At 37.3% G+C, this 13048-nt stretch carries 12 protein-coding genes and 1 other annotated feature; all 12 genes read left to right on the top strand.

Features of this window, described 5'->3' with window-relative positions; translation table 11 throughout:
* Positions 1 to 3: 3 nt before the first annotated feature.
* The 12 genes from Q8X41_RS06345 (at position 4) to udk (ending at position 12784) form a co-directional block, all read left to right on the top strand.
* The gene (locus Q8X41_RS06345) at positions 4 to 663 is read left to right on the top strand and encodes a tetratricopeptide repeat protein (protein WP_397539409.1); all 660 of its coding nucleotides are present in this window, start codon (positions 4 to 6) and stop codon (positions 661 to 663) included.
* 19 nt (positions 664 to 682) lie between these two features.
* Positions 683 to 3160, top strand: coding sequence for an ATP-dependent RecD-like DNA helicase (locus tag Q8X41_RS06340; protein ID WP_397539408.1), 2478 nt, complete (start codon positions 683 to 685; stop codon positions 3158 to 3160).
* Between the two features lie 88 nt (positions 3161 to 3248).
* Positions 3249 to 3455, top strand: a binding site (T-box leader).
* A 246-nt stretch (positions 3456 to 3701) separates the two neighbouring features.
* On the top strand, positions 3702 to 6365 hold the full coding sequence (gene alaS / locus Q8X41_RS06335; RefSeq protein ID WP_397539407.1) for an alanine--tRNA ligase: 2664 nt from the start codon (positions 3702 to 3704) through the stop codon (positions 6363 to 6365).
* Between the two features lie 74 nt (positions 6366 to 6439).
* Positions 6440 to 6709 carry an IreB family regulatory phosphoprotein gene (locus Q8X41_RS06330; protein ID WP_102691244.1) on the top strand — a complete coding sequence of 90 codons (270 nt, stop codon included), beginning with the start codon at positions 6440 to 6442 and terminating at the stop codon, positions 6707 to 6709.
* A complete protein-coding gene (gene ruvX, locus Q8X41_RS06325; RefSeq protein ID WP_397539406.1) occupies positions 6709 to 7128 on the top strand; it encodes a Holliday junction resolvase RuvX in 420 nt (139 codons plus the stop codon). Before Q8X41_RS06330 ends, ruvX begins: the two co-directional genes overlap by 1 nt.
* Positions 7129 to 7137: 9 nt before the next feature.
* Positions 7138 to 7428 (top strand): DUF1292 domain-containing protein, encoded by a 291-nt coding sequence (locus Q8X41_RS06320; protein WP_397539405.1) that lies wholly within the window; start codon positions 7138 to 7140, stop codon positions 7426 to 7428.
* Positions 7429 to 7461: 33 nt separating this feature from the next.
* Positions 7462 to 7755, top strand: a complete 294-nt coding sequence (locus Q8X41_RS06315; protein ID WP_397539404.1) for a DUF1292 domain-containing protein — start codon at positions 7462 to 7464, stop codon at positions 7753 to 7755.
* A gap of 141 nt (positions 7756 to 7896) precedes the next feature.
* Positions 7897 to 9015: an endolytic transglycosylase MltG gene (mltG, locus tag Q8X41_RS06310; protein WP_397539403.1), complete on the top strand. Its 1119-nt coding sequence runs from the start codon at positions 7897 to 7899 to the stop codon at positions 9013 to 9015.
* A gap of 272 nt (positions 9016 to 9287) precedes the next feature.
* Positions 9288 to 9920, top strand: coding sequence for an O-methyltransferase (locus Q8X41_RS06305; protein WP_397539402.1), 633 nt, complete (start codon positions 9288 to 9290; stop codon positions 9918 to 9920).
* Between the two features lie 6 nt (positions 9921 to 9926).
* On the top strand, positions 9927 to 10856 hold the full coding sequence (locus Q8X41_RS06300) for a peptidase U32 family protein (protein ID WP_397539401.1): 930 nt from the start codon (positions 9927 to 9929) through the stop codon (positions 10854 to 10856).
* A gap of 15 nt (positions 10857 to 10871) precedes the next feature.
* Positions 10872 to 12146: a U32 family peptidase gene (locus tag Q8X41_RS06295; RefSeq protein WP_397539400.1), complete on the top strand. Its 1275-nt coding sequence runs from the start codon at positions 10872 to 10874 to the stop codon at positions 12144 to 12146.
* On the top strand, positions 12146 to 12784 hold the full coding sequence (gene udk / locus Q8X41_RS06290) for a uridine kinase (RefSeq protein ID WP_397539399.1): 639 nt from the start codon (positions 12146 to 12148) through the stop codon (positions 12782 to 12784). The genes Q8X41_RS06295 and udk overlap by 1 nt, the downstream gene beginning before the upstream one ends.
* Positions 12785 to 13048 lie beyond the last annotated feature (264 nt).

Genomic DNA, 13048 nt, shown 5'->3' with positions numbered 1-13048 from the left:
AAAGTGGATTATAACGAAGAAGGCGTAAAAGCAGTTCAAGAAAAAAGATATGAAGATGCTGCAAAAGCATTCACACAAGCCATTGAAGCAAATCCAGAAGAACCTGTAGGTTATATTAATTTTGGTAATCTACTAGCTTCGATGGATGATATTGAACGTGCAGAACGCTTTTTCCAAAAAGCAATAACGTTAGATGAAAATGCAGCAACAGCATATTACGGTTTGGCAAATCTATATTATAATTCTGAGCGCTATATGGAAGCAGCAAAGCTATACGAACGTTCAATTCGCAATGGTATTGAAGGAGCAGATGCTTATTATATGCTTGGCAAAAGCTTTGAACATGAAGATCAACCAAAATTAGGTTTACCTTACATGCAACGTGCAGCAGAACTTGCTCCAGAAGATTTACAAATTCGATTAGCTTACGGTATTATATTATGCACATTAGAATTATTTGAACCAGCAGAAAAAGAATTACAATATGTCATCGATACGGATTGGAACAATGCAGATGCTCATTATAATCTAGGGGTACTTTACGCTGTTTCATCTGAACGAATTGAAGATGCGATGTATCATTTAAAACAAGCATTTACTTTACAACCTGAATTTGAACAAGCTCTTTATATCCATGACATGCTTGCGATGAAAAATAACTAATTGAAAGAAGGGGACAGTGTTGACTGAAAATTTATCATTATTTACAGACGAACAGCTTTTTATCGTCGGTCGACCTGTCGTCACTATTTTTCATAACGCTCAAAATTTATTTTCAATTGTGAAATTGAAAATTCAAGAGACGAATACAGATTACAAAGAAAAAGAGATCATCGTTACAGGTTATTTTCCAACAGTTGCTGAAGAGGCTTTATATCGCTATACAGGTCAATTAAAGCAACATCCAAAATACGGCCTACAGTTTCAAGCTGATACTTTTGAAAAAGAGATTCCAGCCACTGAAACTGGGGTCGTTCAATATTTAGCTAGTGATTTATTTCCAGGTATCGGTCATCGTACTGCCGAGACCATTGTGAAAAAGCTAGGTCCTAATGCGATTAAAGTGATTATCGAAAATCCTGATGCTTTAGATGAAATTCCACGATTAACAGAAGACAAAAAGCAAACCCTTCGCTCTGTGCTCGAACAAAACCTCGGACTTGATCGCATTATGATTCAACTAAATGAGTGGGGATTTGGTGCTCAAATTGCAGTTCGAATCTATCAAACATATGAAGGCGAAACACTCCAAATATTACAGAAGAATCCGTACCGTTTAATTGAAGATATTGAAGGTATTGGCTTCCAACGTGCAGATGAGCTAGGGGCAAGATTACATATAACAGGTAATCACTCAGATCGTATAAAAGCATCTATCTTGCATCTTTTAAATGTTGCCGCATTATCAGAAGGGCATGTATTTTTAGATGCAAAAGAAATTATCCCGCAAGCGAAAAAACTATTAGAATCCAGTCAACTATGCACTATTGATTATGATGATATTTCCAGATGTATTATTGAGCTAGGTGAAGACGGCAAAGTGTGTGGAGAAGAGACAAGAATTTATATGCCTTCTCTCTACTATTCAGAAATAGGTATTGCAACTAAAATCACTGAACTTGCACAAAAAAACGAAGAACATTCTGCGTTCCCGTCATCCGAAATCCGTAAAAGAATAGGTGATGCTGAGGAACGTTTTGGTGTTTCATATGCTGAAACGCAAATTGAAGCAATCGAAACAGCGATTAATTCAGCTGTTATGATTTTAACAGGTGGTCCTGGTACTGGTAAAACAACAGTTGTTCGAGGAATTGTTGATGTATACGCAGAATTACATGGGCTATCTCTTAATCCAAAAGAATATGCTGCTAAAGACGAAGACTTCCCAATTGTTTTAGTAGCACCTACAGGTCGTGCAGCAAAACGACTAAGTGAATCGACGGAATTACCAGCAATGACAATACATCGTTTGCTGGGCTTTACCGGTCAAGAAAAAGAAGAGGATTCGGAACGTGAAGTAGCGGGCCGTCTGATTATTGTCGATGAAATGTCAATGGTAGATACTTGGCTTGCCAATCAATTATTGAAGGCATTAAACGATGATTGCCAAGTGATATTTGTAGGAGACCAAGATCAATTGCCACCAGTAGGCCCAGGACAAGTGCTTAAAGATTTACTCGCATCAAAAGCGATCCCAACTGTAGAGTTGAAGGATGTATACCGTCAATCTGAAGGATCTTCTATTATTGAATTGGCCCATCAGATGAAACAAGGTGAAATACCTCAAGATCTAACTGCTAAAACGAGCGACCGTTCTTTTATCCGTGCAGGGCAAGAACAAATTGCAGATGTTGTTGGTCAAGTTGTAAAAAGTGCGGTCAAAAAAGGCTTCTCGATTCATGATGTGCAAGTATTAGCACCAATGTACCGAGGAAATGCTGGTATTGATGCAATGAACAAAATGTTGCAGGAGCTTATTAATCCAAAAGCAAGTGAAAAGACTAAAGAGATTGCATTTGGTGACACAACTTATCGTATAGGAGATAAAGTTTTACAACTTGTCAATCAGCCGAATAATAATGTCTTTAACGGAGATATGGGTGAAGTTATTTCTATCATTAAGGCAAAGGAAACAGTTGAAAAAACAGATTTACTAGTCGTTTCTTTTGACGGTATTGAAGTGACTTACCAAAAAGGTGACTTAAATCAGCTAACTCTTGCTTACTGTTGTTCGATTCATAAATCACAAGGTAGCGAGTTCCCTATGGTTATAATGCCGATTGTTCGCAGTTATTCAAAAATGCTTCGAAAGAATTTACTTTATACAGGCATTACGCGCGCGAAGAATTTTCTTATACTTTGCGGAGAACCGGATACTTTTATTTATGGATTTCAACGAACAGATGATTTACAGAGACATACAAGTCTTTCAGATCGTTTAAATAATGATCAACCGGAAGCTGAAACGACAAAAGTTGATGAAGAAAATAGTGATGGAATTTCTTCAAAATCAGAAGAAGAACAATTAATGCAAGAAACTTCAGTAGAAGTTAACGATGGTGAGCCAGCAAAACTAACCGTAGAAAACGTCAATTTCATTCATCCTATGATTGGTATGAAAGGGATTAGCCCATACGACTTTATGGTGAATGAGAATTGACATAATGACTTGCATTTTTTAAAATAAGTATGAGTAAAGTCGGAGATAAATCGTTTTCGGCAAATGTACTATATTAAGAAACCCTATAATTAAATCGTTGATGGAAAAAAGTACTTTTTGGAAAGTGTACAGAAAGAGGTTCCTGGGCTGTGAGAACCTTCACTTACCATTTTGGAAAAGCTCGTCCTGAGTGCAGTCAAAAACTGCCGTTTACCGCGTTAAGGTCAATCGAGAGATAATAGTGCAAACTATTATAATTAGGGTGGTACCGCGAAAATTAACCTTCGTCCCTGTTACAGTGGATGAGGGTTTTTTTATTGTATTTGGTCTGTTAAATGATATTGGTGATTTTTTTATGCATCTTACTTAGGCGAAAGGCGGCGACTCCTGCGGGAAAGCGAGGCAAACGAGACCCCATAGAGAGCGTAGAGAACGAGGAGGCTCGTTGGTTCGCCCGCGGAAAGCGTCCGCCTGTAGCGAAACGGATAAAATATCAACAGTGTTGTTAAACAAAGCCATAGTATTAAAGGAGGAAATATTCATGCAAACATCTGCAGAAATTCGTCGTAAATTCATTGAATTCTTCGAAGAAAAAAATCATAAACAAGAACCAAGTATGCCACTTGTTCCAATTAATGATGCGTCATTACTTTGGATTAACTCTGGTGTAGCAACTTTAAAAAAATACTTTGATGGTTCAGTTATTCCTGAAAATCCACGTATTACAAATGCTCAAAAAGCAATTCGCACAAATGATATTGAAAACGTAGGTAAAACAGCACGTCACCATACATTCTTTGAAATGCTTGGGAACTTCTCAATCGGCGATTACTTTAAAAAAGAAGCAATCCACTATGCTTGGGAATTTTTAACTGATTCTAAATGGATGGACTTTGATGGGGAAAAATTATCTATTACAATCCATCCTGAAGACCAAGAAGCATACGATATTTGGAAAAATGAAATTGGTATTCCTGAAGAACGCTTAATCCGTCTTGAAGGTAACTTCTGGGATATCGGTGAAGGTCCAAGTGGTCCAAACTCTGAAATTTTCTATGATCGTGGCGAAAAATACGGCAATGATCCAAAAGATCCTGAACTATATCCAGGTGGAGAAAACGAACGCTATCTTGAAATTTGGAACCTTGTGTTCTCTCAATTTAACCATAATCCAGATGGTACCTATACTCCACTGCCAAAACAGAACATTGATACAGGTATGGGGTTAGAACGTATGGCTTCAGTAGTACAAGATGTCCCTACTAACTTTGATACAGATTTATTCATGCCGATCATCGGAAAAATCGAAGAATTTGCTAATCGTACTTACAAACGTCCTGGCGAAATTGAATTAAGTGAAATCTTCGGTAGTGATGAAGATATTAACACGCCGTTTAAAGTAATCGCAGACCATATTCGAACAGTAGCCTTTGCTATCGGTGATGGTGCGCTTCCTTCAAATGAGGGTCGTGGTTATGTATTACGTCGTTTATTGCGTCGTGCAGTACGTTATGCAAAACAAATTGGTATCGAAAAACCGTTTATGTTCGAACTAGTACCAACAGTTGGCGACATTATGGTAGACTTCTACCCAGAAGTAAAAGAAAAAGCAGAATTTATCGCACGTGTAATTAAAAACGAAGAAGTACGTTTCCATGAAACACTTCATGATGGATTAGCTATTTTTAACGAAGTGGTAGAAGCACAAAAAGCAAAAGGTGAAACAGAGATTCCAGGAAGAGATGCCTTCCGTTTATATGATACTTATGGCTTCCCAGTAGAGCTTACTGAAGAATATGCTGAAGAAGTTGGTATGACAGTAGATGAAGAAGGATTCAATGATGAAATGGAAGCACAACGTGAACGTGCTCGTAATGCACGTCAAGATGTTGATTCTATGCATGTACAATCAGAAGTATTGGCTAACTTAACTCAGCAAAGCACATTCGTCGGCTATGAATCATTAGAAGCCCATACAACAGTTGCTGCAATGGTTGTAGGTGGTCAAGAGGCAAAAAGAGCTTCAGAAGGTGAAGAAGTATTAGTTATTTTAGCTGAAACGCCATTCTATGCCGAAATGGGTGGACAAGTTGCGGATCACGGTACCATTTCAAATGATTCATTTACAGCATTTGTGAAAGATGTTCAAAAAGCACCAAATGGTCAAGCTTTGCATACAGTCACTATCGAATCTGGTGAAATGAATGTTGAAGATAAGGTATTGGCAAAAGTGGATCGCGCTGAACGTAATTTAACAGTCAAAAACCACACAGCAACTCACCTTTTACAACGTGCATTAAAAGATACACTAGGTGATCATGTTAACCAAGCTGGTTCATATGTAGGTCCAGATCGTTTACGTTTTGACTTCTCACACTTCGGAGCAGTTACAAAAGAAGAGCTAGAAACAATTGAACGTAGTGTCAATGAAAAAGTATGGGAAGACATTCCTGTAGTAATCGAAGAAATGTCAATCTCAGATGCAAAAGCAATGGGTGCTATGGCCTTATTCGGTGAAAAATATGGTGATGAAGTACGAGTTGTTCAAGTATCTGATTACTCAATTGAACTTTGCGGTGGTATTCACGTTAAACGTTCTTCTGAAATAGGTTTCTTTAAAATTGTTTCTGAAGGTGGTATTGGTGCTGGTACTCGTCGTATCGAAGCCGTTACGGGTCAAGCAGCATATCTTGCAGCAAAAGAAGAACAACGTATTCTTGAACAAACAGCTAGTCTACTTAAAGCAAATCCAAAAGATTTAGTTGCTCGTGTTGAAGGTTTACAACATGATTTAAGAGAACAACAACGTGAAAATGCTTCACTTTCTGCTAAAATAGCTGGTGCTCAAGCATCTAATATTCTGTCTGCAGCGCAACAAATTGGTGAAGTAACTGTTCTTGCTACAAAAGTAGATGCAAAAGACAACAACCAATTACGTCAATTAATGGACGATTTGAAAGTAAAAATGGATAATAGTATTATCGTTCTCGGCGCAACTGCTGGTGACAAAGTTATGCTTTGTGCAGGTGTGACAAAAGATATAGCTGGTGGGAACTATCATGCAGGTAATATCGTTAAACATGTAGCTGAACTTTGCGGCGGTAAAGGTGGCGGTCGTCCTGATATGGCTATGGCTGGAGCAAAAGATGGCTCTAAATTGGTAGAAGCTTTGGATTCTGTGTATAATTATGTAAAATCTATTTAAAAGGTAGTAAGAATCAGGTATACTATCAATGAACAGATTTATAATTTCAACAACTTTAAAGTGAGGTGCTGAGCATGAGTAAGTTTGATCAAACGATGAAATTTAATTTCCCGGAAGAATCTATGGAACAAGAAGTAAGAGAAACCATGCTTCATGTTCATGCAGCACTAGAAGAAAAAGGGTATAATCCAATTAACCAAATCGTTGGTTACCTATTATCAGGGGATCCTGCTTATATCCCGCGTCATCAGGAGGCTCGTAACAAAATTCGTAAGCTTGAACGTGACGAAATTTTAGAGGAACTTGTAAAGTTCTATATCAAGAAGAATAACGAGGCAAAATGATGAGAATAATGGGTTTAGATGTTGGCTCCAAAACAGTTGGAGTAGCAGTTAGTGACGCACTTGGTTGGACTGCCCAAGGTATTGAAACTGTGAAAATCGATGAAGAGAACGAAGAATTTGGTATTGAACGAATTCGAGAACTCGTCCAACAATATGGAGTGACGGAATTCGTTGTCGGATTCCCGAAAAACATGAATAATACAATTGGTCCTAGGGGTGAGGCTTCAAAGGCATATGCAAAGCTGCTAGAAGACACATTTGCTATGCCTGTTACACTCTGGGATGAACGATTAACAACGATGGCTGCGGAACGTCTGCTAATAGAAGCAGATGTTCGACGCAAAAATCGAAAAAAAGTCATTGATAAAATGGCTGCGGTCATGATCCTTCAAGGTTTTTTGGACCGAAAACAATTATGAGGTGAAAAAATGGAAGAAGAATTTGAACAACGTCACATCACAATCGTTGATGATGAAGGAAATGAACAGCTTTGCGAAGTACTTCATACATTTGACTCTGAAGAGTTCGGAAAATCATATGTACTTTATTCTGTAATTGGTTCTGAAGACGAAGATGGAATAGTAGAAATCTTTGCTTCAGCATTCATCCCTTCAGAAGACGGCACAGATGGTGAATTATCACCAATCGAAACGGAAGAAGAATGGGATTTTATCGAATCAGTCATTGAAGAACTTGATGAAGATATCGAAGCAGAATAAGTAACATAAATAATTTGAAGAGGTGACCTAATAATGGCACATGAACACGAACACGATCACGAACATATTGTTGCTGTAGACGAAAACGGAAACGAACAAGTATACGCAGTACTTTATACTTTCGATTCTGAAGACTTCGGAAAATCATATGTTCTATATTATAAAGAAGGCGCAGAAGCAGGCGAAGAAGTAGAAATTTTCGCATCTGCTGTTGTTCCAGCTGAAGATGGTGAAGGCGGAGAACTTGTTCCAATCGAAACAGATGAAGAATGGGATATGGTTGAAGAAGTATTAAACACTCTTGATGCTGAATTCGGCGAAGAGTAATTGATACAAGTCGCCAAAGCGGAATGAGTTTTTAGCATTCCGCTTTTTTTATTTGATAGCGGAGGGTGCTTTAAAAGCTAGAGTCCGTAGTTGGATAGAATAATTAAAGCGAAGTATACTCTTCTTAAAGGAGGACATGTAGTGGGTACGAACTCGACAAACCAAGATAAAATAAATAAATTAAAAGAACGACAGGCAGAAAAGAAAATCGTTAGAAAAATAACATTAACAATATCCGGGATAATAGTTGCTCTTGCACTTATTCTGGGGATAAGTATGTATTTTTACGTTTCTAGTGCTTTAAAGCCAGTAGATGAAAATGCTACTAAATCGATAAAAGTAGAATTGCCTATCGGTTCTTCAATTGATACAATTGCTCAAACATTAGAAAATAGAGGCATTATCAAAAATGCAAAGGTTTTTAAATATTACACCAAATTCAAAAACGAGTCAGAATTTCAAGCGGGTACATATAAATTGACCCAAGCTATGACGATTGATGAAATTATCCAAAGTTTGAAAACTGGTAAAGTATATCGCCAACCAGTTTTTACAATTACAATACCTGAAGGATTGACAATTGACGAAATTGCTGATCGTGTAGCAAAAAGTACGAATTACTCAAAAAAAGAATTTATGGATTTAGTGACAAGTAAAGCGTTTATAAATGATATGAAAAAGAAATATCCCAATACAGTTACAAAAGCTGTAGATAACAAGAAGATTCGCTATGCACTTGAAGGATATTTATACCCTTCAACCTATCCATTCTTTGAACAAAATCCAAAGCTTGAAGAAATAGCTGAACAAATGGTGGCTCAAACTGACGAAGTCGTTACTTCATACTCAGCACAATTGAAACAAAAACACATGTCTGTGCATAAATTCTTAACTTTTGCCTCTTTACTAGAACGTGAGGCAACAGCAAAAACCGACCGTGAAACAATTGCGAGTGTATTCTATAACCGACTTGACAAGAAAATGCCATTACAAACTGACCCAACTGTTTTATATGCACTAGGTGAACATAAATCTCGTGTTTTATATAAAGATTTAGAAGTGAATAATCCATACAACACTTATAAAAACACCGGATTACCACCTGGTCCGATTTCCAATGCCGGCAAAGAATCATTAGAAGCAACCATTAATCCTGCTGAAACGGATTATTTATACTTTGTAGCTGACAAAAAAGGAATCAACCATTTCTCAAAAACATATGATGAACACTTAAATAAAGTGGAAAAAAGTATTAAGTAACTGTGATAGAAGAAGGGCGACTCTCGCTTTTCTTCTATTTTCATGATAAGATAAAGTGTATTTTTATAAAAAAGCGGTGGTGGCTCCATTCAAGGACGATAGCCAATGTGTGCAATGTCGTGTCGTAACGGCTATCTGACTCGTATTCTGTGCCCTCCGAAGCTCATTTGAAAGTCCGAATCGAAAGTGTGTTTTAAGCTTTCGACAGAAGAACTGAGATGCCAGGAGAGTATAGTCACCGAAGCTGGAAGAAATTTAGGAGTGAGCGATGTATGGCTATTTCGGATGCATATACAAAATCCTTCATTCAACCACGATCTGTATTGCTTATGGAGATGGAACAATTTGCAGAAGAAAATTTTGTTCCTATTATGCAATTACCAGCGATTGAAATCTTACTTCAAATGCTTCGTATACAAAATCCCGCCACAATCTTAGAAATCGGTAGCGCAATTGGTTATTCAGCAATTCGAATGGCAGAAACATTGCCAAAATCTAAAATTGTAACAATTGAACGTGATGAAACACGGATTGAACAAGCAAAGCAATTTCTTTCTAGATCCACAGTGAAAGATAATATTGAGTTGCTTGAAGGAGACGCGTTAGAAGTCGATGCCCAAAGCATGTACCCATCATATGATGCTGTTTTTATTGATGCGGCGAAGGGACAGTATAAAAAGTTTTTTGAAAAATATAGCCCACTAGTAAAAAAAGGCGGTATTTTATACATCGATAATATGTATATGCACGGTCTTTCGAACTTAGATATGAAAGATGTACCGAAAAGAAAAAGAACAATGATTAGAAACTTACACCAATTTGCGGAATGGATTATTGCGAATCCAGAATATCAATCTACATTCTTCCCTGTTGGTGATGGTTTATTGATTTGTATTAAGAGGTGACCACTTATGAAGAAACCTGAATTACTCGTGACACCACAATCTGTAGAACACATTAAAGCACTTATCCAAGCGGGAGCAGATGCTTTTTTAATAGGTGAACAACAATTTGGTTTACGTTTAGCAGGAGAATTCACTATTGAACAAGTTAAAGAAGCAACAAAATTGATACATGACGCAGGTAAAAAAGTGTATGTAGCCATGAATGCGATTTACCATAATGACCGCGTTGACGGCCTTGTACCATATATGCAGAATTTAGCGGAAATTGGCGTCGATGCAATTGTCTTTGGCGACCCCGCTATTATTATTGCGAAACGTGAAGCTGGCATAGAAATCCCATTACATTGGAGTCCAGAAACAATTGCAACAAACTGGTTCCAAGCAAATTATTGGGGGAAACGTGGAGCAACTCGTGCTATTCTTGCACGTGAACTTAGTATGGAAGAAATCGTCGAGATTAAAGAGAATGCTGAAGTTGAAATCGAAGTACAAGTACATGGTATGACTTGTATGTTCCAATCAAAACGTCCACTACTTGGCCATTATTTCCTGTATGAAGGAAAAGCGATGGAAGTTGGAAATCGTAAAGAAGCACGTAATATGTTCTTACATGACAAAGAACGTAATAGCAAATACCCAATATATGAAGATTTAAATGGTACACATATCTATAGTCCGAATGATATGTGCATTATCGATGAATTAGATGAATTATTTGAAGCTGACATTGACTCATTTAAAATCGAAGGTGTATTGCAAACCGAAGACTATGTTGTAACGGTTACAGAATGTTATCGAAAAGCAATTGATGCATTTACTGATTCACCAGATACTTATTTTGATATTAAAGAAGAATTATTAGCGAAAATTGAAGAGATTCAACCAGAGCTTCGCCCACTTGATACTGGCTTCTTCTTTAAAGAAACCGTTTATTAGGAAGGAGGAGACCACATGACATTATTACAAAATGATAATATTAGTGAAATTCGTGATGGCAAGAGAGTTATCGTCAAAAAACCTGAGCTATTAGCTCCTGCAGGTAATTTAGAAAAATTGAAAATTGCTGTTCACTACGGAGCAGATGCTGTGTTTATCGGTGGACAAGAGTTCGGTCTTCGTTCCAATGCGGGTAACTTCTCAATTGAAGAAATGCACGAAGCTGTAGAATTTGCCAAAAAATATGGGGCAAGAATATATGTAACAACAAATATCTTTGCTCATAACGAAAACATGGACGGCCTTGCAGAGTATTTACGTGCTCTTGAAAATGCAGGTGTATCAGGTATTATTGTGGCTGACCCATTAATTATTGAAACATGTAAAGAAGTTGCACCAAAACTTGAAATACACCTAAGTACACAACAGTCTCTTACTAACTGGAAAGCTGTCCAATATTGGAAAGAGGAAGGTTTACAACGTGTTGTACTTGCGCGTGAAACAGGTGCAGAAGAAATCAAATTGATGAAAGAAAAAGTCGATATCGAAATTGAATCATTCGTTCATGGTGCAATGTGTATCGCTTATTCTGGACGTTGCGTACTATCTAACCACATGACAGCTCGTGACTCTAATCGTGGTGGTTGCTGCCAATCATGTCGTTGGGATTATGATTTGTATGCTGTGGAAGATGGTGAGGAAAAGCCATTATACGATGCAGGGGATGAAGCCTTTGCAATGAGTCCAAAAGACTTAAAATTAATCGAATCGATTCCGAAAATTATTGAATTAGGCATTGATTCATTAAAAGTTGAAGGACGTATGAAATCCATTCACTATATCGCAACAGTAGTCAGTGTTTATCGTAAAGTAATCGATGCTTATTGTGCCGATCCTGATAACTTTAAGATTAAAAGAGAATGGTTAGAAGAATTAGATAAATGTGCGAACCGTGAAACAGCATCATCATTCTTTGAAGGTGCACCTGGCTATGAACAACAAATGTTTGGAGAACACGGAAAGCAAACAAAATTCGACTTCGTTGGTATGGTTTTAGAGTACGATGAAGATACAAAAATGGTTACATTACAACAACGCAATTACTTCAAACCAGGTGATGAAGTGGAATTCTTCGGCCCTGAAATTGAAAACTTTACTGTTGTAATTGACGAAGTTTGGGATGAAGATGGAGTTTCACTAGATGCTGCACGACACCCATTACAAATTGTTCGCTTTAAATGTGAACAAAAACTATATCCGCATAATATGATGCGCAAGGAGATGCGATAATGGGAAGTAAACGTCCAGTTGTGATCGGCATTGCTGGAGGTTCTGGTTCAGGTAAAACAAGTGTAACCCATGCCATTCATGATGTATTTAAAGAACATTCAGTAGTTGTAATCGAACAAGATTACTATTATAAAGACCAAAGCCATTTGGAATTTGAACAACGTTTAGAAACAAACTATGATCATCCAAATGCTTTTGATACAGAATTATTAGTTGAAGATGTCAAACGATTACTTGATCGTCAAGCGATTGAAAAGCCAGTATACGACTACGCACTTCATACACGTTCAACAGAAACAATTCACATTGATCCACAAGATGTTATTATTCTAGAAGGAATTCTTGTATTGAGTGATTCACGTCTGCGTGATTTAATGGATATAAAATTATTTGTTGATACTGATGCGGATTTACGTATTATTCGACGTATTTTAAGGGATATTAATGAACGAGGACGTTCAATGGACTCAGTTATTGAACAATATCTTTCAGTTGTTCGTCCTATGCATAATCAATTTATCGAGCCAACAAAACGCTATGCAGATATAATTATTCCTGAAGGCGGACAAAATGAAGTGGCGATTGATTTAATGGTAACAAAAATAAAAACAATCCTTGAAACTGATAGTATTGTGTAATATCATGGTAATTGATTAGCAAATATACTTTTTGAAACTATGTCGCATTCTTTATGAAGTTGTGGCATAGTATTTTTATTAAGTTAGGCTATGTTAAAAGTCTTTGTTGTGAAGAAGTAGTAAACTCCTGTCGGATGATTGGCCAAACGAGACCCCGGAGTCGTACTTGCACGAAGCGGTGCATTTGAACAATTCGGCGGAATGGGAGCGGATTCTTCACAAAAACAACAGTATAAATTAACAGAGCCATTAAGTTAAGATGTA

The sequence above is a fragment of the Rummeliibacillus pycnus genome (assembly GCF_044359855.1).
Classification (GTDB): domain Bacteria; phylum Bacillota; class Bacilli; order Bacillales_A; family Planococcaceae; genus Rummeliibacillus; species Rummeliibacillus pycnus_A.
The sequence above is the reverse complement of the archived record's forward strand: the minus strand, read 5'-3'. Positions and strand labels throughout refer to the sequence as shown.

What these genes read in the sequence shown, in the direction of transcription:
- alaS (WP_397539407.1), top strand. Translation starts at nt 3,702, where the DNA reads ATGCAAACATCTGCAGAAATTCGTCGTAAATTCATTGAATTCTTCGAA.
- Q8X41_RS06330 (WP_102691244.1), top strand. Translation starts at nt 6,440, where the DNA reads ATGAGTAAGTTTGATCAAACGATGAAATTTAATTTCCCGGAAGAATCT.
- ruvX (WP_397539406.1), top strand. Translation starts at nt 6,709, where the DNA reads ATGAGAATAATGGGTTTAGATGTTGGCTCCAAAACAGTTGGAGTAGCA.
- Q8X41_RS06320 (WP_397539405.1), top strand. Translation starts at nt 7,138, where the DNA reads ATGGAAGAAGAATTTGAACAACGTCACATCACAATCGTTGATGATGAA.
- Q8X41_RS06315 (WP_397539404.1), top strand. Translation starts at nt 7,462, where the DNA reads ATGGCACATGAACACGAACACGATCACGAACATATTGTTGCTGTAGAC.
- Q8X41_RS06305 (WP_397539402.1), top strand. Translation starts at nt 9,288, where the DNA reads ATGGCTATTTCGGATGCATATACAAAATCCTTCATTCAACCACGATCT.
- Q8X41_RS06300 (WP_397539401.1), top strand. Translation starts at nt 9,927, where the DNA reads ATGAAGAAACCTGAATTACTCGTGACACCACAATCTGTAGAACACATT.
- Q8X41_RS06295 (WP_397539400.1), top strand. Translation starts at nt 10,872, where the DNA reads ATGACATTATTACAAAATGATAATATTAGTGAAATTCGTGATGGCAAG.
- udk (WP_397539399.1), top strand. Translation starts at nt 12,146, where the DNA reads ATGGGAAGTAAACGTCCAGTTGTGATCGGCATTGCTGGAGGTTCTGGT.